The organism is Dactylosporangium sp. NPDC051087 (assembly GCF_055586325.1).
The window spans coordinates 97,404-116,126 of the sequence record NZ_JBVJIJ010000010.1 but is presented as its reverse complement, the minus strand read 5'-3'; the positions used below and the strand labels follow the sequence as shown (position 1 = coordinate 116,126).

Here is an 18,723-nt window from a genome sequence, read left to right as displayed (position 1 = left end):
GGCCCCGCCGGGGGGATTCTCACCCCACGGACCCCCCAATGCGCCGCTCCGCGACGCACTGCCGGCTTGGCGCGGCAGGCTCGTACGCGTGCGCGTGGCATCCCGGGGCGCTGATCACGTCGGGGTCGCGTGCGCTGGTGCCCGCCTCGGTCCCCTCCCCTTCCTCCCCCTTCCCATGATCCGGAAGACTTTGTGCGGTCATGGGTGCACGAGGTTTACCGGATCATGGCGGTGACGGGCTTGCGGTGACGGGCCTTTGCTTATGGGAGGCGGCTGCCCCAGAGGAGGCTCAGGCCGCCGGCGAGCAGGGCGAGGAGGAAGCCCGCGCCGAGATACCACTGGGTGATCTCGCGGGGCTTGGTCTTGAAGCCGATGGAGCTGCCCATGTCGGTGTAGACCCGCTTGAGCTCCTCCTTGCTGGCCGCCTCGTAGAAGTAGCCCTTCGTCGTCTCGGCGACCTGCTGCAGCGACGCGCGGTCGACCGGGACGCGCTGCGGCGTGTTGCCGATGCGCACCACGCCTTCGTCGGTGCCGAAGGCGATCGTCGACACCGGCACGTTGGCGGCGGAGGCGGCCGCGGAGGCGTCCTCGAGGGAGCGCCCGGCGGTGCGGAAGCCGTCGGACAGCAGCACGATGCGGGCCGGGGGCGGGCCCGCGGCGCCGTCGGCGGGGACGGTGCGGATCGCGTCGAGGCTGGTGAAGACGGCCTCGCCGGTGGCGGTCGACTCCTGCAGGGTGAGGCCGTCGATCGCCTGGAGCACCGAGTTGCGCTCCTTCGTCGGGGAGACCAGGACGCTCGCGGTCTTCGCGAAGGAGACCAGGCCGACGTTGAACGACGCGGGCAGCTGCTTCACGAAGTCGGTCGCCGCGGACTTGGCCGCCTCGATGCGGGTCGGCTGCACGTCGGTCGCCTGCATCGACAGTGAGACGTCGATGGCGAGCATGATGGTGGCCCGCTCCAGGGGCTCCTTCGTGTCGACCGACGGGCGGGCCATGCCGAAGCTCAGCACGAGCAGGCTCAGCAGGAACGCGGCGGCGCTGACGTGCCGGCGCACCCCGATGCCCTTGGGCACCAGGCTGCTGAGCAGGTCCACGTTGGTGAACTTCACGGCGAAGGCGCGCCGGTGCAGCTGGCGCCAGATGTACACGCCGATGACGGCGAAGACGGGCAGCAGCGACAGCAGCCACCACGGTGAAAGCAAACGGATCATCGGGTCGTCCCCCTCGTCCTGGCGTGCCGCTGGGCCGCGACGAACCGGACGATGTCGAGCAGCCAGTCGGAGTCGGTGCGCAGTCTCAGATGCGCGGCGTTGGCACCGCGCAACGCCGAGGCTATCTCGGCGCGCTGGGCGGCCGCCGCGTGTGCGTAGCGGTGGCGCAGTTTCGGGTCGGCCGTCTGCACCTCGTGCATCCGGCCCGTCTCGGGGTCGACGAGGGCGATCACGCCGACGTTGGGCAGCTCGAGCTCGCGCGGGTCGACGATCTCCACGGCGAGGAGGTCGTGCCGGACGCCGAGCTTGCGCAGCGGGCGGGCCCACTGGCTGACCGGGGTCATGTAGTCGGAGATGACGACCGCCATGCCCCGCCGGCGCGGGGGCCGGTTGAGCATGTCGATGAGCGCGCCGAGGTCGGCGCGGCCGGGCTGGGCCGGCGTGTGGGCGATCGCCCGCAGCAGGCCCTGCGCGTCCTTGCGGCCGGGCCGGGCCGGGAGGCGGTGCATGTCGCCGGCGGTGCCGACGACGGCGCCGATCCTGTTGCCGCCCCGGACGGTCAGGTGGGACACCGCGGCGGCCGCGGCGATCGCCAGGTCGCGCTTGAGGTAGCGGGCGGTGCCGAAGTCCAGGCTGGCGGACAGGTCGACGGCGAGCCACGTCTCCAGCTCGCGGTCGGCGACGGTCTGCCGGACGTGGGGCAGGGTCGTGCGGGCCGTGACGGGCCAGTCCATGCGGCGCACGTCGTCGCCCGGCCGATACTCCCGGGACTCCCCCGCCTCGGTGCCCGGGCCGGGCAGCAGGCCCAGGTAGTCACCCTGGAGGAGCCCGTCGAGCTTGCGGGTGACGAGCAGCTGCATGCGGTTGAGGATAACCTCGGCGCGGGCGTCGTCCGTGGCCATGGATCAGCGGCCCGGCCACGTGGTGATCGTGGTCGGCGGCGGTCCCGCGGTGCCCGGCCCCTGACCGGAGGCCACCGCCTGCTGGCGCGGCGCCACGGTCGGCGGCGGCACGGCGGCGAGGACCCGCTTGACGATGTCGTCGGCCGGGATGTCGTCGGCGAGCGCGTCGTAGGACAGCACGAGGCGGTGCCGGAGGATGTCGGGGGCGATGTCCTGCACGTCCTGCGGCAGCGCGTAGTCACGGCCGCGCAGCAGCGCCAGGGCCCGCGACGCGCGGACGATGCCGAGCGAGGCGCGGGGGCTCGCACCGTACTGGATGAGCTGCGCGACGTCGGCGAGCCCGTGCTCGGCGGGTGCGCGGGTGGCGACCACGAGCCGGACCGCGTAGTCGACGAGCGCGTTGTGCACGAACACGTCGTCGGCCTTGTCCTGCAACGCCATCAGCTCGGTCGGGGTGAGCACGGCGACGGGCTCCGGGGTCTTGACGCTGACCCGGTAGACGATCTCGCGCTCCTCGCTGTCGGTGGGATAGCCCACCTGGATCTTCATCAGGAAGCGGTCGCGCTGCGCCTCGGGCAGCGGGTAGACACCCTCCTGCTCGATCGGGTTCTGCGTGGCCATGACCAGGAACGGCCGCGGCACCTCATAGGTCTGGCCGCCGACGGACACCTGCTGCTCGGCCATGACCTCCAGCAGCGCGGACTGCACCTTGGCGGGCGCGCGGTTGATCTCGTCGGCGAGCAGGAAGTTGACGAACACCGGGCCGAGCTCGACGTCGAACTTCTCGTTGGACTGCCGGTAGATGCGCGTGCCGACGATGTCGGCGGGCACCAGGTCCGGGGTGAACTGGATGCGGGAGAACGTGCCGCCGACGACCCGGGCCAGAGTCTCCACCGCGAGGGTCTTCGCCACGCCGGGCACGCCTTCGAGCAGCACGTGGCCGCGCGAGAGCAGCGACACGAACATGCGCTCGATCATCCGGTCCTGACCGACGATGACCCGCTTGACCTCGAACAGGGCGCGCTCCAGCACGGTCGCGTCCTGAGCGGGTGTCGAGACCTGCCCGCCTGGCGGCGAGACGGGGTTGCTCGGCTGGGTCACCGGTCCTCCACTGCATGCTGGCGATCAGAGCCCTCCAAGCCTCGCACGCCGGACCAACTGAACGCGATCGGACGTCACTGGGAAGCTTCTGAGAGTCCTACTCGCGACCGATTTTTACCGATTTATCGGGTAAGTGACCAGTGATTGTGCGGGATTTTCGGATCGGACACCTCGGGTGACTGGACATCACCCGTACCCGGGTGGGTACGATTCACCCCGTCGCCGGGCGGCTTCCCCCGTGGCCGCCCGGCGCTCATCCTCCCTTCCTCCGCTGGCAGAATTGCCGCGTGGAACCCCTCATCTGCTCCGCCAAGGGCTGCCGTGCCGAGGCGACGTGGCAGCTGCGCTGGAACAATCCGAAGCTGCACACCCCCGAGCGCCGCAAGATCTGGCTCGCGTGCGACACCCACCGCACCACCCTCGGTGACTTCCTGACCGCACGCGGTTTCCTCCGCGACGTCATCCCTGTGTCAACGGATACGCTCGATACGTGATGGGACCGGAGCACAGCGGAGCGGAAGTGACGGCATGACCGCGCCGCCGATCGACGTCGCTTGGAGATCGATCTCCCCCCGCTATTTCTGGCTGCGTCTCGCCGTCCTGAGCGTGTGGACCCTGGCGTTCGTGCTCGCGGCGACGGTCGCGGCGCTGCTCGCCAGCCCCTGGTTCTTCCTGCTCGCGTTCGCCGCGCTGGTCCTGGGTGCGCTCCGCGCCGTCTTCATGCGCCGCTCGGTCCGCGCCTGGGGCTATGCGGAGCGCGCCGAGGACCTGCTCGTCCGCCACGGGCTGCTCGTGCGGCGGCTGTCGATCGTGCCGTATGCCCGCATGCAGTTCGTCGACGTCACCGCCGGCCCGCTGGAGCGCGCCGCCGGCCTCGCCACCGTCACCCTGCACACGGCCGCGGCGGCCAGCGACGCCACCGTCCCCGGCCTGGAGGCCGCCGAGGCGACCCGGCTGCGGGACCGGCTGGCCGCCCTGGGCGAGATCCGCGAAGAGGGCCTGTGAGACAACGCCTCCACCCACTGACCCCCCTGCTGAAGGGGGCGAAGCTGGTGGCGTTCGCCGCCGTGGCCGTCTCCTGGCGCGGCCTGTCGGACCTGGGCCCGCTGCACTGGCTCCTCGCGATGGGCGCGGTCCTCGTCGCCGCCGTGCTCGTCTCCGCCGTCGTCTGGGCCGTCACCGGCTACGAGGTCGTCGGCCGGGAGCTGCGGGTGCATGAGGGACTGATCTCCCGGCGTACACGAACCATCCCGTTGGAACGGGTCCAGGCCATCGACGTCGTCCGGCCCCTCCTCGCCCGCGTCTTCGGCCTCGCCGAGCTGCGCCTGGAGGTGATCGGCGCCAGCAAGACCGAGGCGCCCCTGGCCTACCTCACCGTCGCCGGCGCCGCCACCCTCCGCGCGCGGCTCATCGGGCTGTCCACCGGCGTCCCGCACGCCCCTGCCGCCGACACGGACGTGCCCGCCACCTTCACCGTCGCCAACCGCCGCCTCCTGCAGGCGCAGCTGCTCACCCCGCAGGCCCTCGCGGTGCCCGTCGGCCTGGTTTTCGTCGCCTGGCAGGCGTCCCTCGACCCCACCTGGACCCTGATCGGCGCCGCCAGCACGGTCACCGCGTTCCTCGGTGTCTTCCAGGTCCCCGTCCGCCGCGTCCTGGACGAGTGGGACTTCACCATCGGCACCGACGCCGCCGCCCTGCGCGTCCGCCAGGGCCTGCTCAACAAACGCAGCCAGACCGTCCCGCCGCACCGGATCCAGGGCCTCAAGGTGACCTGGCCGCTCCTGTGGCGCTCCCCCGGCTGGTCCCGCGCCCGCATCGACGTGGCCGGTTACGCCGGCGACGGCGAGCACCAGCTGCGCGCCGGCACCCTCGTCCCGGTCGCCGCCACCGCCGACACCCTGCTGGTGGCCGCCGCGATCCTCGGCACCGCCGTGCACGCCTCCGTCGCCGCACCCCCGCTCGACGCGGCCGCCCTCCCCGTCTCCGGCCCGCCCCGCCGCGCCCGCTGGCTCGCGCCGCTGGCCTGGTCCCGGATCGGTGTCACCGTCACCGACGCGGTCGTCGCCGTCCGCGAGGGGGTCCTGACCCGGGAGCTGGTCGTCGTGCCCCTCGTCCGCGTGCAGAGCGTCCGGGTCGTCCAGGGCCCGCTGCAGCGCGCCCTGGACCTGGCGACGGTCCACGTGGACACGGCGGGCGGGCTGCACGCGGTGGCCAGGCATCGGGCCACCGCCGAGGCGTACGCGCTCGCCACCGAACTGGCCGCACGCTCCCGCACCGCCCGCCGCACCGCCGCGCCCCGGCTGTCCTTGCAGAAGTCCCCCGCGCCCCCGCACCACGCCGAGCCGCCCGCGGACCAGCACCCCGCACCGCACCTGGACCACCCACCGGCGCCCGCCACCGGCCTCGGAGCGGACCGACCGCCCGCGGGCCAGGTCGCGGACCGACACCCCGCGCCACGTCCCGACCAGCCGCCGGCACCCGCCACCAGTCACGGAACGGACGGACCGCCCGCGGGCCGGGTCGCAGGCCAGCACCCCACGTCACGTCCGGACCAGCCGCCAGCACCCGCCACCAGCCACGAAGCGGACGAACCGCCCGCGGCAACGCGTTCAGGACCGGCGCCGGCACCTGAACACGATCAACACCCTCGCCCAGCCACTGACCGCTGACCTCGCCCAACCGCACCGCCGCACCAGCCGGGGCGACAGACGCCGACACTCGCGGCCGACCCGCAGCGACGAGGGCGGGGGCAGGAAGGCCGCCTGGACCGGGGAAAGGACCTGCCGCCCGCAGGCCCGCTCGCAGACCAGCCCCCGCGGGCGGCCGGCCGGGTCGGGGCCGGATCCGCCGCACCGCACCGGACGGGGCTGCGGTGCCGGGACCGAGCCCACAGCGACGAGGCCGGGTCAGGTCAGCAGCTGGCCGGGACCGGGGTGCGGACCGGCCACTCAAAGGCGAGTCCGCGGACCAGCACCCGCGCGCATCCTTCAATCTCGCCGCCGGCAGCGACGGCAGCGCCTCCGGACCGACCACCGACCAGAGTGCGGACGAATCGCCCGCGGGCCGGGTCGTGGGCCAACAACCCACGCCACATCCCCGACCAGCCGCCGACACCGCCACCGACCACGTGCGGACGGGCCGCCTGCGGTAACCGGTCCAGGACCGGTGCCGCCACCCGAAACACGGTCGGCATCCTCGCCCGGCCACCGACCGCTCACCTCGGTCAACCCGCGCCGGCAGACGTCGGCGATCGCGGCCGGTCCGCAGCGGCGAGGCCCGGGTCGGGTCAGTGGGGCGCCGGGACCAGGGTGGGGAGGAGTTCGCCGATCGGGGTGCGGATGACCAGGTCGGCTACGGCGTCGTACGGGGTTTCGGCGGCGTTGACGATGACGATCATCGCGCCGGACTTCCGGGCCACGTCGACGAGGCCGGCGGCCGGGTGGACGGTGAGGGAGGTGCCGGCGGCGAGCAGGACGTCACAGCCCATCGCGGCCTCCGCCGCCGCTTCGAGGGTGGCCAGGTCCAGGGCCTGGCCGAAGGAGATCGTGGCGGACTTCAGCAGGCCGCCGCAGGCGAGGCAGGCGGGGTCCGGGTCGCCGGCCGTGACCCTGGCCAGGGTCTGCGGCATGGGGAGGCGCTGGGCGCAGCTGAGGCACTCGGTCTCGGACAGGGTGCCGTGCAGCTCGATGACGTTGACGGCGCCGGCGCGCTGGTGCAGGCCGTCGATGTTCTGGGTGATGGTGGCGGTGAGCTTGCCGGCGCGTTCCAGGGCGGCGAGGGCGTGGTGGGCGGCGTTGGGCGAAGCCGTCCACGCGGGGTTGTGCAGGCGCTCCTGCCAGGCGCGGCGGCGGACCGCGGGGTCGGCGACGTAGTGGTCGATGGAAGAGAGCTTCATCGCCTCGGGGTCGCGGGTCCAGACGCCGTCGGGGCCGCGGAAGTCGGGGATGCCGGAGTCGGTGGAGACGCCGGCGCCGGTGAGGGCGACGACCGAGCCGGCGTCGATCCAGGCCGCGAGGTTGCGCATGCGTCGACCCTAACCACGCACGAAAGTGAATAACGTAGGTGCACGCCACCTGACAGTGATGGTCTCGAAACTCATTAGTCTGGTCGGTATGGGCATCTCTGTGGACGCGGCACCATGGGTCGGCGCGGTCGCCCGGGTCGAGCTGACCGTCACCGACGCCGACACGGCGCAGTCGCTGGGGTCGGGTGACGTGCCGGTGCTCGGCACGCCGAAGGTGCTCGCGCTCGCCGAGGCGGCGACGGTCGGTGCGCTGGTCAGGCGGCTGCCGCCGGGGTGGACGACGGTCGGGACGCGGGTGGAGCTGGAGCACCGGGCGGCGACCCCGATCGGTGGCCGGGTCACCGTCGAGGCGCGCCTGGCGAAGACCGACGGCCGGAAGCTGGTGTTCGAGGTCGTCGCCCGCGACGGCAGCCAGACCGTCGCGGAGGGCCGGGTCGAGCGGATGCTCGTGGATCGCCACCGCTTCCTGGAGAAGGCGCTGGGCGGGGACTGAGAGAAGGCGCTAGCGGGGACTGAGAGAAGGCGCTAGGCGGGGACCGACGACACGTCCCGGTCGAAGTTGCGGTGCCTGCCGAGCGCCGCCACCAGGCCGTCGGAGGAGAAGTCGGGCAGCACCGCGACGTCCGGGACGTCGAGCGGGATCTGCGCCCGCAGCAGCACGTCCGCACCGGTGCCGGCGAAGGCCAGGGTCTTGCCGTGCTTGAAGGCCGAAGCCACGAAGTGCACGGCCATGCCGTCGGCGGCGAGGCCCAGCGCGCCGTCGGGGACGACGACCGCGTCGTACAGGACGGACGAGACGGTTTCGAGGGCGCGGGTCACCTCCATCGGCAGCCCGTCGTCGGTCATGACCGTCCCGTCGACCGGGCCGAGCAGCTCGACGACGACGCCCCGGGCGGTGAGGTCGTCGCGCAGCCGGGCGACCCACCGGGCCGGCGCGCCGTCCCCCATGAGCACGGCGACCTTGCGGGTGGCGACCGGCCCCGGCGAGGTGACCGCCTGGCTCAGGGCGGCCGACGAGCGCCCGTGGTTGTCGACCGACTTGACGGGCTCCTCGACGCCGATCCCCGACGCGACCGCGACCGCGAGATCGTGGTCGATCCGGTTGAGGTGCTCCACCATCCGCACCCGGATCGCCATGGAGGTCACCTTGCCGAGCTCGAACCGGTACGCGGCGACGATGTGCGACCGCTCCCATCCGGACATGCTGTTCCAGAACAGCGTCGCCTGGCTGTAGTGGTCGGCGAAGGTCTCGCTGCGCTTGCGTTCCTTGGGCCCGTCGACCGTCTCCGGGTAGGGGACGAAGCCGCTGGTCGACTCCGTGGCCGCCGAGCTGGGCGCGTAGTTGACCGGGGAGACCGGCACCCGCTGCTGGTGGAAGCCGTCCTGCTGATGGTTGTGCACCGGCGCGAGGGGGCGGTTGATCGGCAGCTGCGCGAAGTTCGGGCCGCCGAGCCTGGTCAGCTGGGTGTCGAGGTACGAGAACAGCCGCGCCTGCAGGAGCGGGTCGTCGGTGAAGTCGATGCCGGGCACGACGTTGCCGACGCTGAACGCCACCTGCTCGGTCTCGGCGAAGAAGTTGTCCGGGTTGCGGTTGAGCGTGAGCCGCCCGATCGGCGTGACGGGCACGACCTCCTCGGGCACCAGCTTCGTCGGGTCGAGGAGGTCGACGTCGTCCAGGACGAACTCGCCGAGCAGCTGCACGCCCAGCTCCCACGACGGGAAGTTGCCCGACGCGATCGCCTCCCAGAGGTCCCGGCGGTTGAAGTCCGGGTCCTTGCCGGAGATCTGCTGCGCCTCGTCGAAGACCAGGGAGTGCGTGCCGAGCGACGGCGTCCAGTGGAACTTCACGAAGGTGCTGCGGCCGTGGCCGTTGACGAGCCGGAAGGTGTGCACGCCGAAGCCCTGCATCATCCGGTACGAGCGCGGCAGCGCCCGGTCGGACATGAGCCAGATCAGGTGGTGCATCGTCTCGGGCTGCAGCGTGACGAAGTCCCAGAACGAGTCGTGCGCGGACGCCGCCTGCGGCATCTCGTGGTGCGGCTCGGGCTTGAGCGCGTGGACGAGGTCGGGGAACTTGATGCCGTCCTGGATGAAGAAGACGGGCATGTTGTTGCCGACGAGGTCGAAGTTGCCCTGCTGGGTGTAGAACTTCGTGGCGAAGCCGCGCACGTCGCGGGGCGTGTCGGTGGAGCCGCGGGAGCCCTGCACGGTGGAGAACCGTACGAAGACGGGGGTCTCGGCGTCGGGGTCGGTGAGGAAGTCCGCGGACGTGTACTCGTCCAGCGGTTCGTAGACCTTGAACACGCCGTGCGCGCCGGCGCCTCGGGCGTGCACGACGCGCTCCGGGATCCGTTCGTGGTCGAAGCGCATGAGCTTCTCCCGGAGGTGGAAGTCCTCCAGGAGGCTGGGTCCGCGGGCCCCGGCGCGCAGCGAGTTGCCGGTGCCGGCGACCGGGATGCCCTGGTCGGTGGTCAGCACGGTCATACTCCAGGGCTACCGCGATTTGCCGGTTTTACACACGTTCTCCGGTGGCTTCGCTCCGGAGGCCCGCCGCCACCTCGATCAGGGCCGACCTGAGCGCCGCGCCGTCGACGCCACGGCCCGGTGCGACGAGGTGCTGCACGACCACGCCGGTGAGCAGCGCCTGATACAGCGCGCCGGTGCCGGGGGCGCCGCCGAAGAGCGCGGCGAGCCCCTCCTGCCCCTGTTGCAGCGACCGCTGCCACCGCTCCTGAAGGTCGGGCAGGACGGCGAGCTGCGCGACGACCTCGAACTGGAGCTTCCACAGCGCCGGCTGCTCCCGCACGGAGGCGATGATCCGCGTCCAGATGGCCTCGAACCTGGCGGCCGGATCCAGCGCGGCGTCGTTGTCGTCGCGCAGCGCGGTCTCCAGTGCCGCGCCCCAGGCTTCGAGCGCCTGGTCGAGGGCCGCGTGCAGCAGCGCGTCGGTGGTGCCGAAGTGGTAGCCGATCGCGGCGAGGCTGACCCCGGCCGCGGAGGCGACGTCACGGGCGGTGGTGCGCGCGTAGCCCTTGTCGAGCAGGCACTGCAGGGCGCCGTCGAGGAGCTTCTCCTTGTTTCCCATGCGGCCAGCATAGCCACGTCTGACACAAACGTCTTGCACATAGCTCTTGCACATCCGTGTGAGACGAGCGTACAGTTCTGGACATGACGCTGATGCTGATCGCCCCCGCCGCCATCGCCGCCCTCGCCGCCGCCCCCCTCGCCGTCCGGGCCGTCCTCAAGCACCGCGCCGCCGCGCAAGCACGCATCACCTCCCCCGACGGCATCGTCGAGGGTCGCTACGTGACGATCGGCGGCGTCGAGCAGTGGCTGCAGATCCGCGGCGAGGACCGGGCCAACCCGGTGCTGCTGGTCGTGCACGGCGGCCCCGGCTCGCCCTACTCGGTGTTCACCGCCGCGCTGCGCGAGTGGGAGCGGCACTTCACGGTCGTGCACTGGGACCGCCGCGGCTGCGGCCGCACCCTGCGGCGCAACGGCATGCCGGGCCCCGAGGAACTCACCTTCGAGCGCCTCGCGGCCGACGGCATCGAGGTCGCCGAGCACGTCCGGGCCCACCTGGGCAAGGACAGGGTGATCCTGATGGCCGGCTCGATGGGCACCATCGTCGGCCTGCCGATGGCCCGGCAGCGGCCCGACCTCTTCAGCGCCTATGTCGGCACCGACTTCTACGTGAACATGCTCGACAACGAGCGCCGGGGCCGGCACGACACCCTGGAGCGGCTCCGCGCGGCGGGCAACCAGCGCGGCGTGAAGACCCTGGAGGCCCTCGACGAGGACCCGCGCACCTGGGACGTGAAGGCGTGGGGCCGGCGCATGCAGTGGTCGATGGGCACCGACCCGGCCAACCCCAACGGCGGCCTGAAGACACTGTTCAAGCTGCTGCTGACCAAACCCGACTACTCACTGCTGGACGTCTTCGCCTGGCTGAAGGGCTTCGCCGCGGTCCGCGACGCGATGTTCGACCAGTTCATGCGCTTCGACGCCCGGGCCGAGGGCACCCGCCTGGAGATCCCGTTCCACCTGTTCCAGGGCGCTCAGGACGTGGTCACCCTGACCGGCCCCGCGGTGGAGTTCTTCGCCGAGGTCGACGCCCCGGCGAAGTCCCTGGTCCTCATCGACGGCGCCTCGCACTTCGCCGCCTTCACCCACCCCGCCGAGTTCCTGGCGGCGCTTCGTACCGTCGCCGCCGACGCCTAACCGCCGGACATGGGGCCGACGGCGGTGACCCGGATCGCCGCGAAGCCTGTGGCGTCGGACTCGGCGAGGTCGACCTCGGCGGTGATGCCCCAGTCGCGGTCGCCGGCCGGGTCGTCGAAGATCTGGCGGACGAACCACCGGTCCGGCTTCTGCTCGATGACGAGCAGGGCCGGACCTCTGGCGTCCGGGCCGACACCGAGCGAGTCGTATTCGTCGAAGTAGTCCTCGACCGCGTCCTGCCAGTCGTCGGCGGTGAAGCCGTGCTCGCCGTCGAGGTCGCCGAGCTCGTCGTAGCGGTGCAGGGCGAACAGCTCGACCCGGCGGAAGAGAGCGTTGCGGACCAGGACGCGGAATGCGCGCAGGTTGCGGGTGACGGCCGGCGGGCGGTCGTCGAGCACCTGCTGGTCGGGCTCCTCACCGGGGTTGCGCAGCCGCTCCCACTCGTCGATGAGGCTGGAGTCGACCTGCCGGACGAGCTCGCCGAGCCACTCGATGATGTCGGTGAGCTCCTCGGTGCGCGCGTCCTCGGGCACGGTCTGGCGCAACGCCTTGAACGCGTCGGCGAGGTAGCGCAGGACGAGGCCCTCGGAGCGGGACAGGCTGTAGAAGCCGACGTACTCGACGAACGTCATCGCCCGCTCGTACATGTCGCGGACGACGGACTTCGGGTTCACCTGATAGTCGGCGACCCACGGATGCCCCTGCTTGTACAGGTTGTACGCGGCGTCGAGCAGCTCCAGCAGCGGCTTCGGGTGCGTGACGGAGTCCAGCAGCTCGAGGCGCTGCTCGTATTCGATGCCCTCGGACTTCATCGCGGCGACGGCCTCGCCGCGGGCCTTGAACTGCTGCGCGGACAGGATCTGCCGCGGGTCGTCCAGGGTCGACTCGATGACCGACAGCACGTCCAGCGCGTAGGCCGGCGCGTCCTTGTCGAGCAGCTCGATCGCGGCGAGCGCGAACGGCGACAGCGGCTGGTTGAGCGCGAAGTCCATCTGCAGGTCGACGGTGAGCCGGACCCGCCGGCCCTCCTCGTCGGGCTCGGGCAGCTGCTCGACGACGCCACCGGCGAGCAGCGCCCGGTAGATCGCGATCGCGCGGCGGATGAGGCGGCGCTGCGAGTGGACGTCCTCATGGTTGGACGTCAGCAGGTGCCGCATCGCGGCGAACGCGTCGCCGGGGCGGCTGATGACGTTGAGCAGCATCGCATGGGAGACGTGGAAGCTGGAGCGCAGCGGCTCGGGCTCGGCGTCGACGAGCCGGTCGAAGGTGGGCTTCCCCCAGCCGATCGAGCCCTCCGGCGGCTTCTTCCGCACGACCTTGCGGCGCTTCTTCGGGTCGTCGCCGGCCTTCGCCAGGGCGCGCTCGTTGTCGATGACGTGGTCGGGCGCCTGCACGACGACGGTCCCGATGGTGTCGAAGCCCGCCCGGCCGGCCCGGCCCGCGATCTGGTGGAACTCCCGCGCGTACAGCAGGCGCGTCTTCTGCCCGTCGTACTTCGACAGGGCCGTGAACAGCACCGTGCGGATCGGCACGTTGATACCCACACCGAGCGTGTCGGTGCCGCAGATGACCTTCAGCAGCCCGGCCTGGGCCAGGGTCTCCACGAGTCGCCGGTACTTGGGGAGCATGCCCGCGTGGTGCACGCCGATGCCGTGCCGGACGAGCCGGGACAGCGTCTTGCCGAACCCGGCGGTGAACCGGAACCGGCCGATCGCCTCGGCGATCATGTCCTTCTCGGCGCGGGTCGACACGTTGATGCTCATCAGCGCCTGCGCCCGTTCCAGGGCGGCGGCCTGGGTGAAGTGCACGATGTAGACCGGCGCCTGCTTCGTGCTCAGCAGCTCCTCGATGGTCTCGTGCAGCGGGTCCATCGAGTAGTTGAACATCAGCGGCACGGGCCGCTCGGCATTCTTCACCACCGCGGTCGGCCGCCCGGTGCGCTGTGTGAGGTCATCGACGAAGCGGGTGACGTCGCCGAGCGTCGCGGACATGAGCACGAACTGGGCCTGCGGCAGCTCGATCAGCGGCACCTGCCACGCCCAGCCGCGGTCCGGCTCGGCGTAGAAGTGGAACTCGTCCATGACGACGACGCCGACGTCGGCGGTGGCGCCGTCGCGCAGGGCGATGTTGGCGAGGATCTCCGCCGTGCAGCAGATGATGGGCGCGTCGGCGTTGACGGACGCGTCGCCGGTGAGCATGCCGACGTTCTCGGCGCCGAACATGGCGACGAGGGCGAAGAACTTCTCCGAGACCAGGGCCTTGATCGGCGCGGTGTAGAACGTGGTGCGGTCGGTGGCCAGGGCGGCGAAGTGCGCCCCGGCGGCGACGAGGCTCTTGCCGGAGCCGGTGGGCGTCGACAGGATCAGGTTGGCCCCGGAGACGATCTCCATCAGGGACTCTTCCTGGTGCGGGTACAGCTCCAGGCCCTGCTCCTTGGCCCACCCGGCGAACGCGTCGAAGACGGCGTCGGGGTCACCGCCGCGCGGCACCCGGGCCGCGAGTCCCGCGCTCATGCCGCCACCTCCGCTGCGCTCCGGCGTCGGCCTGAGCCAGAACTGCCACACGATGAGCGGCCCGAGCCGCTCCGCTGGCCGCTCATGCCTTCACGAACATCAGGTCGGCCGGCGCGCGCCCGGCGGCCAGGGCCCGCTGCTCGAACTTCGTGACCGGCCGGTGGTCCGGCCGGGGCGCGTAGCCGTCGTGCCGGTTGCGCAGCGAAGGCGCCTCGGTCAGCGTCGCGAGCATCCACTCGGCGTAGCCGGCGTCGTCGGTCGCGCAGTGCAGCAGCCCGCCGGCGCGCAGCTTCGCGGTCAGGAGCGCGACGTTGGCGGGCTGGATGAGCCGGCGCTTGTGGTGCCGGGCCTTCGGCCACGGGTCGGGGAAGAACACGTGCACCGCTTCCAGGGACGCGTCCGGGATGTGCTCCCGGCACAGGTCGAGGGCGTCCACGCTGACGACGCTCAGGTTCGTCAGGGCGCGCTGCTCGATGTTGGCCAGGAGGTTCGCCACGCCCGGCGTGTGGATCTCGACGGCCAGGTAGCGCCGGCCGGGGTCGGCGGCGGCCATCTCCAGGGTCGCCTCGCCCATCCCGGACCCGATCTCCAGCACGTCGACCGGGTCGCCGGGGGTGAACCCGTAGGTCCCGGTGAGCCGGTCGAGGGCGTCGAAGTGCCGACCACTGAGCCGCCCACGACGCGGATGATATGTCCGGATGGGCTTACGGATGCGCTCGATGGTCTTCACGGGGTCCAAAGCCTACCTGGCCCCGCCTCTCCAACCGTTCGTGCGCCGTATTGTGGGCTTATGTCCTACCCACCGCCGTACTACCTCGGACCAGCAGGTGAAGTCTCCGCCACGTACCGGCCGGCGGACACCCCACCGGAGTTCACGTACGCCAACGGCAACACCGTGCACTACCTCGCGAAGGGCACGACGACCCACGGGCAGTTCGGCCTCTACCGCTGGGAGATGGGCCCGCAGCCGAGCGGCCCCGACCCGCACTACCACCGCTCGATCTCCGAGTCGTTCTACATCCTGTCCGGCTCGGTGCGCATCTACGACGGCAACGAGTGGATCACCACCCGGCCCGGCGACTGGGTCCACGTCCCGGAGGGCGGCGTCCACGCCTTCCGCAACGAGTCCGGCGAGCCCGCCTCGATGCTGCTGCACTTCTCCCCCGGCGCGCCCAGGGAGGCCTACTTCGAGGGCCTGCCGAACCTGGGCGGCCTGACCCCCCTCGAACGCGACGAGTTCATGCTCGCCCACGACACCTTCTGGCTCGAGTAGCCACTAACCGGGCAGGCGGGGGCCTGCCTCGCGCTGGGCGGCGAGCCACGACTCGACGGCGTCCGGGGAGCGGGGCAGGTCCTGCGACATCACGACGGCGCCGGTCGGGGTGACCAGGACGTCGTCCTCGATGCGGACACCGACGCCGCGCAGCTCGGCCGGCACCAGGTCGTCGTCGGGCTGGAAGTACAGGCCGGGCTCGACGGTCAGGACGTAGCCGGCCTCCAGGACGCCCTCGCGGTAACGCTCCTTGCGGGCCGCGCCGCAGTCGTGGACGTCGAGGCCGAGCATGTGCCCGAAGCCGTGCAGGGTCCAGCGCCGGTAGAAGATGCACGCCGGGTCCATCGCCTCGTCGACGGTGACCGGGAGGACGCCCAGGTCGGCCAGGCCCTCGGCCAGCACGCGCATGCAGGCCTGGTGCACGTCGCCGAACCCCGTGCCGGCCCTGATGACGTCGATGCCCGCCTGCTGGGAACGGAAGACCAGGTCGTAGACCTGACGCTGCAGCGGGGTGAACGTGCCGGTGACGGGGACGGTCCTCGTCACATCGGCGGTGTACAGGTTGCGGTTCTCCACGCCCATGTCCATGAGCAGCAGGTCGCCGGGGCGGGTGCGGCCGTCGTTGCGGGTCCAGTGCAGGACCGCGGCGTGGGCGCCGTCGCCGACGATCGAGTTGTAGCCGACGGCGTTGCCGTCGTGCCGGGCGCGCAGGTTGAACACGCCGTCGACGAGCCGCTCGCTGACCGGGCGGTCCGCCGGCAGGATCCGGGCGACGTCCTCGAAGCCGCGGACGGTCGCGTCCACGGCGTCCTGGAGCTGCTCGACCTCCCAGGCGTCCTTCACCAGGCGCAGCTCCGCCAGCACCGTGGCGAGATCCGCGTCACGGCCGGCGGCGGCGGACCGGACGGCCCCGTCGACCGCGGGGTCGTAGCCGCGCAGGACCCTCGTCCGGCCCGGTGCGGCGTCGTCGAGGGCGGCGCCGAGCTCGTCGAGGTGCGCGGTCTGCAGCTGCAGCTCGGTGGCCTTCTCCGCGAGGGTGTGCCGGCGGCCGATCCACAGCTCGCCGTGGTTGCGGTCGCGGAAGAACTCGTCGGTGTCGCGGGGCGAGCGCGGCCGCATGTACAGCGTCGCGTCGTGGCCGCCGTGGGTGGGGCGCAGGACGAGGACCGCGTCGGGGTCGTGCTCGCCGGTCAGCCACACGTGCTCGGTGCCGGGCCGGAACAGGTGATACGTGTCGTTGGCGCGGACCTTCTCGACCCCGGTCGGGATGACCAGCGTCTCACCGGGGAAGGCCGCGGACAGGTCCGCGCGGCGTTTCGCGTGGTCAGGCGCCTCGGGGCGGGGCGCCACGTCGAGCGTCGAGTCGCGCCAGCCGGTGCGCATGAACTCGGCGAACCGGTCCGGGAAATCCGGATCGTGCGACTGGCCACCCGTTGACTCGCCCATCCCCGCCCGTCCTATCGCTGCGAATTCGTGTTCCCCCAGCGACGGTACCGCGTGCGAGACTTTCTCCTGAACGAGCGGAGGACGGATGGCTGGGCTGCTCACCTTCGTCAGCGCCCGCGGGCGGGCGGCGGCGCACCGGGACGCGGTCGCCGACGCCCTCGAACTGCTGCGGCACCGCGGGCCCGACGACAGCAACGTGGTCGTCACCGACGACGTCGTGTTCGGCGCGGACCGCCTCGCCGTGCGGGACCTCACCGGCGGGCGGCAGCCGATGTCGTTCCCGCCGATGGGCGTGACCCGCGGGCGGTATCTCATCGCGTTCGACGGCGCCGTCTACAACGCCGACGCGCTGCGCGCCGAGCTGGTCGAGGACCGGGGCGCCGACTTCGCGACCGAGTCCGAGGCCGAGGTCATCCTCGCCGCCTACCACCACTGGGGGCCGAGCGCGGTCAGCCGGCTGCGGGGCATGTTCGCGTTCGTGATCTGGGACGGCTCGGCGCGCCGCGCGTTCGGCGCCCGCGACCCGTACGGGATCAAACCGCTGTACCAGCTGACCACCGACGACGGCGTCTACCTCGCGTCGGAGCGTAAGGCGCTGCTGCCGTTCGTCGCCGAGGAGCGCCGCGCGGAGGTCGACCCGGCCAACCTCCAGCACTACCTGACCATGCAGTACGTGCCGGAGCCGGCCACCATGCACCCCGACATCCGGCGGCTCGGGGCCGGCGAGTCGTTCGTGTACACGCCCGGCGGGCCCCTCGCGAACCGCCGCTACAGCCAGCTGGACCTGCGCCCCACGCCGGCCGGCGACGAGGACGCCCTGGTCCGGCGGATCACCGAGAGCCTCCGCGACAGCGTCCACGCGCATCTCAAGGCCGACGTGCTGGTCGGCGCGTTCCTGTCCAGCGGGATCGACTCGACCGCCATCGTCGCGCTCGCCGCCGAGGTCGACCCGCGCATCCGCACGTACACCGTCGGCTACGACCTCGCCCAGTTCTCCGAGATCGAGGTCGCCGAGCAGTCGGCCCGGGCGCTGGGCGTGCCGAACACGGCGACGGTCGTCGGCCCGGCCGACCTGATGCGGGCGCTGCCGCGGATCGTCTGGCACCTCGACGACCCGGTGGCGGATCCGGCGCTGGTGCCGCTGTTCCTGCTGGCCGAGCGCACCGCCCGGGACGTGACCGTGGCCCTCGGCGGCGACGGCGCCGACGAGCTCTTCGGCGGCTACCCGATCTACCGGGAGCCGTTGTCGCTGTCGAGCGTCACCCACCTGCCGGACTCCATGCAGCGGGGGCTGCGGGCGGTGTCGCGGGTGATCCCGCAGGGCATGAAGGGCAAGAGCTTCCTGGAGCGGGGCACCACCCCGATCGAGGAGCGCTACTACGGCAACGCGCGGGTCTTCACCGAGGAGGAGAAGGCGGCGCTGCTGCGGCACCACACCGCCGGCATCCGGCACACCGACGTCACCGCACCGGTCTTCAAGGAGGCCAGCGCCCTGGACGACGTCACCACGATGCAGTACATCGACCTGTACACCTGGCTGCGCGGCGACATCCTCGTCAAGGCCGACCGGATGACGATGGCGCACGGCCTGCAGCTGCGCACGCCCTTCCTCGACAAGGTGGTCTTCGAGGTCGCCTCGACGCTGCCGAGCGAGCTGAAGGTGCCGGCGCGCACGCAGGAGACGAAGGCGGCGCTGCGCCGGGCCCTGGCCGGGATCGTGCCGGAGCCGATCGTCAACCGGAAGAAGCTCGGCTACCCGGTGCCGATCGGGCCGTGGCTGCGCGCCGAGATGCACGACTGGGCGCACGGCGTCCTCGACTCCTCCGGCGCCGGTGACCTGATCGACCTCGACGTCGTGCGGGGGCTGCTCAAGGCGCACCGCAAGAAGGAGGACGACCACGCCCGCAAGATCTGGACGGTCCTGGTCTTCTGCCTGTGGCACGCGGTGTTCGTCACCGGCACGCTCAAACCGGTCGTCCCGGACTCCGTCCGGCTGGGGTTAGATCCCTGGTGATCTCCACGCCTTCGGCGC

The 18,723-nt window shown here is 71.9% G+C and carries 16 protein-coding genes; 7 read left to right on the top strand and 9 right to left on the bottom strand.

All coding sequences use genetic code 11. From position 1 onward, the window contains the following. Positions 1 to 260 precede the first annotated feature (260 nt). The 3 genes from ACZ6TV_RS20440 to ACZ6TV_RS20430 are packed head-to-tail and all read right to left on the bottom strand — an operon-like array spanning position 261 to position 3,214. Complete coding sequence (locus ACZ6TV_RS20440; RefSeq protein WP_354787222.1) at positions 261 to 1,211, bottom strand: VWA domain-containing protein; 951 nt, start codon at positions 1,209 to 1,211, stop codon at positions 261 to 263. Beyond that, positions 1,208 to 2,113 (bottom strand): DUF58 domain-containing protein, encoded by a 906-nt coding sequence (locus tag ACZ6TV_RS20435; RefSeq protein WP_465298776.1) that lies wholly within the window; start codon positions 2,111 to 2,113, stop codon positions 1,208 to 1,210. Before ACZ6TV_RS20435 ends, ACZ6TV_RS20440 begins: the two co-directional genes overlap by 4 nt. A gap of 3 nt (positions 2,114 to 2,116) precedes the next feature. After that, entirely contained in the window at positions 2,117 to 3,214 is a 1,098-nt protein-coding gene (locus tag ACZ6TV_RS20430) for an AAA family ATPase (RefSeq protein ID WP_465298775.1), read from the bottom strand. 287 nt (positions 3,215 to 3,501) lie between these two features. Between ACZ6TV_RS20430 and ACZ6TV_RS20425 the strand changes: the two genes are divergently transcribed. Genes ACZ6TV_RS20425 through ACZ6TV_RS20415 form a run of 3 tightly spaced genes read left to right on the top strand, consistent with a single transcriptional unit; the run spans position 3,502 to position 5,883 of the window. Next, entirely contained in the window at positions 3,502 to 3,708 is a 207-nt protein-coding gene (locus ACZ6TV_RS20425; RefSeq protein WP_465298774.1) for an acetone carboxylase, read from the top strand. A 34-nt stretch (positions 3,709 to 3,742) separates the two neighbouring features. Continuing rightward, a complete protein-coding gene (locus ACZ6TV_RS20420) occupies positions 3,743 to 4,219 on the top strand; it encodes a PH domain-containing protein (protein ID WP_465298773.1) in 477 nt (158 codons plus the stop codon). Next, on the top strand, positions 4,216 to 5,883 hold the full coding sequence (locus tag ACZ6TV_RS20415; protein ID WP_465298772.1) for a PH domain-containing protein: 1,668 nt from the start codon (positions 4,216 to 4,218) through the stop codon (positions 5,881 to 5,883). Before ACZ6TV_RS20420 ends, ACZ6TV_RS20415 begins: the two co-directional genes overlap by 4 nt. A 617-nt stretch (positions 5,884 to 6,500) precedes the next feature. Here ACZ6TV_RS20415 and ACZ6TV_RS20410 read toward each other — a convergent pair. Then, a complete protein-coding gene (locus ACZ6TV_RS20410; RefSeq protein ID WP_465298771.1) occupies positions 6,501 to 7,238 on the bottom strand; it encodes an SIR2 family NAD-dependent protein deacylase in 738 nt (245 codons plus the stop codon). Between the two features lie 88 nt (positions 7,239 to 7,326). Here ACZ6TV_RS20410 and ACZ6TV_RS20405 point away from each other — a divergent pair, with 88 nt between their 5' ends. Then, positions 7,327 to 7,731: a thioesterase family protein gene (locus ACZ6TV_RS20405; protein WP_465298770.1), complete on the top strand. Its 405-nt coding sequence runs from the start codon at positions 7,327 to 7,329 to the stop codon at positions 7,729 to 7,731. 32 nt (positions 7,732 to 7,763) lie between these two features. Here ACZ6TV_RS20405 and ACZ6TV_RS20400 read toward each other — a convergent pair whose 3' ends face one another. Together ACZ6TV_RS20400 and ACZ6TV_RS20395 are read right to left on the bottom strand one after the other, a co-directional pair. Continuing rightward, positions 7,764 to 9,722, bottom strand: a complete 1,959-nt coding sequence (locus tag ACZ6TV_RS20400; protein WP_465298769.1) for a catalase — start codon at positions 9,720 to 9,722, stop codon at positions 7,764 to 7,766. A gap of 28 nt (positions 9,723 to 9,750) precedes the next feature. Then, entirely contained in the window at positions 9,751 to 10,323 is a 573-nt protein-coding gene (locus ACZ6TV_RS20395; protein WP_465298768.1) for a TetR/AcrR family transcriptional regulator, read from the bottom strand. Positions 10,324 to 10,406: 83 nt separating this feature from the next. On the opposite strand from ACZ6TV_RS20395, the gene ACZ6TV_RS20390 reads away from it, so the two are divergent. After that, positions 10,407 to 11,459: an alpha/beta fold hydrolase gene (locus tag ACZ6TV_RS20390; protein WP_465298767.1), complete on the top strand. Its 1,053-nt coding sequence runs from the start codon at positions 10,407 to 10,409 to the stop codon at positions 11,457 to 11,459. On the opposite strand, the gene ACZ6TV_RS20385 is transcribed toward ACZ6TV_RS20390, so the two are convergent. Then, the gene (locus ACZ6TV_RS20385) at positions 11,456 to 13,972 is read right to left on the bottom strand and encodes a DEAD/DEAH box helicase (RefSeq protein ID WP_465298766.1); all 2,517 of its coding nucleotides are present in this window, start codon (positions 13,970 to 13,972) and stop codon (positions 11,456 to 11,458) included. The genes ACZ6TV_RS20390 and ACZ6TV_RS20385 overlap by 4 nt on opposite strands. Before the next feature lie 82 nt (positions 13,973 to 14,054). Continuing rightward, entirely contained in the window at positions 14,055 to 14,702 is a 648-nt protein-coding gene (gene trmB, locus ACZ6TV_RS20380; RefSeq protein WP_465298765.1) for a tRNA (guanosine(46)-N7)-methyltransferase TrmB, read from the bottom strand. A gap of 60 nt (positions 14,703 to 14,762) precedes the next feature. On the opposite strand from trmB, the gene ACZ6TV_RS20375 reads away from it, so the two are divergent. Next, on the top strand, positions 14,763 to 15,245 hold the full coding sequence (locus ACZ6TV_RS20375) for a cupin domain-containing protein (protein WP_465298764.1): 483 nt from the start codon (positions 14,763 to 14,765) through the stop codon (positions 15,243 to 15,245). A gap of 3 nt (positions 15,246 to 15,248) precedes the next feature. Here the strand turns inward: ACZ6TV_RS20375 and ACZ6TV_RS20370 are convergent, their stop codons facing one another. Further along, on the bottom strand, positions 15,249 to 16,691 hold the full coding sequence (locus tag ACZ6TV_RS20370; RefSeq protein ID WP_465298763.1) for an aminopeptidase P family protein: 1,443 nt from the start codon (positions 16,689 to 16,691) through the stop codon (positions 15,249 to 15,251). A gap of 85 nt (positions 16,692 to 16,776) precedes the next feature. Between ACZ6TV_RS20370 and asnB the strand changes: the two genes are divergently transcribed. Continuing rightward, positions 16,777 to 18,705, top strand: coding sequence for an asparagine synthase (glutamine-hydrolyzing) (gene asnB / locus ACZ6TV_RS20365; RefSeq protein WP_465298762.1), 1,929 nt, complete (start codon positions 16,777 to 16,779; stop codon positions 18,703 to 18,705). Positions 18,706 to 18,723 lie beyond the last annotated feature (18 nt).

What these genes read in the sequence shown, in the direction of transcription:
- ACZ6TV_RS20440 (WP_354787222.1), bottom strand. Translation starts at nt 1,211, where the DNA reads ATGATCCGTTTGCTTTCACCGTGGTGGCTGCTGTCGCTGCTGCCCGTC.
- ACZ6TV_RS20435 (WP_465298776.1), bottom strand. Translation starts at nt 2,113, where the DNA reads ATGGCCACGGACGACGCCCGCGCCGAGGTTATCCTCAACCGCATGCAG.
- ACZ6TV_RS20420 (WP_465298773.1), top strand. Translation starts at nt 3,743, where the DNA reads ATGACCGCGCCGCCGATCGACGTCGCTTGGAGATCGATCTCCCCCCGC.
- ACZ6TV_RS20410 (WP_465298771.1), bottom strand. Translation starts at nt 7,238, where the DNA reads ATGCGCAACCTCGCGGCCTGGATCGACGCCGGCTCGGTCGTCGCCCTC.
- ACZ6TV_RS20405 (WP_465298770.1), top strand. Translation starts at nt 7,327, where the DNA reads ATGGGCATCTCTGTGGACGCGGCACCATGGGTCGGCGCGGTCGCCCGG.
- ACZ6TV_RS20400 (WP_465298769.1), bottom strand. Translation starts at nt 9,722, where the DNA reads ATGACCGTGCTGACCACCGACCAGGGCATCCCGGTCGCCGGCACCGGC.
- ACZ6TV_RS20395 (WP_465298768.1), bottom strand. Translation starts at nt 10,323, where the DNA reads ATGGGAAACAAGGAGAAGCTCCTCGACGGCGCCCTGCAGTGCCTGCTC.
- ACZ6TV_RS20390 (WP_465298767.1), top strand. Translation starts at nt 10,407, where the DNA reads ATGACGCTGATGCTGATCGCCCCCGCCGCCATCGCCGCCCTCGCCGCC.
- ACZ6TV_RS20385 (WP_465298766.1), bottom strand. Translation starts at nt 13,972, where the DNA reads ATGAGCGCGGGACTCGCGGCCCGGGTGCCGCGCGGCGGTGACCCCGAC.
- ACZ6TV_RS20375 (WP_465298764.1), top strand. Translation starts at nt 14,763, where the DNA reads ATGTCCTACCCACCGCCGTACTACCTCGGACCAGCAGGTGAAGTCTCC.
- ACZ6TV_RS20370 (WP_465298763.1), bottom strand. Translation starts at nt 16,691, where the DNA reads ATGGGCGAGTCAACGGGTGGCCAGTCGCACGATCCGGATTTCCCGGAC.
- asnB (WP_465298762.1), top strand. Translation starts at nt 16,777, where the DNA reads ATGGCTGGGCTGCTCACCTTCGTCAGCGCCCGCGGGCGGGCGGCGGCG.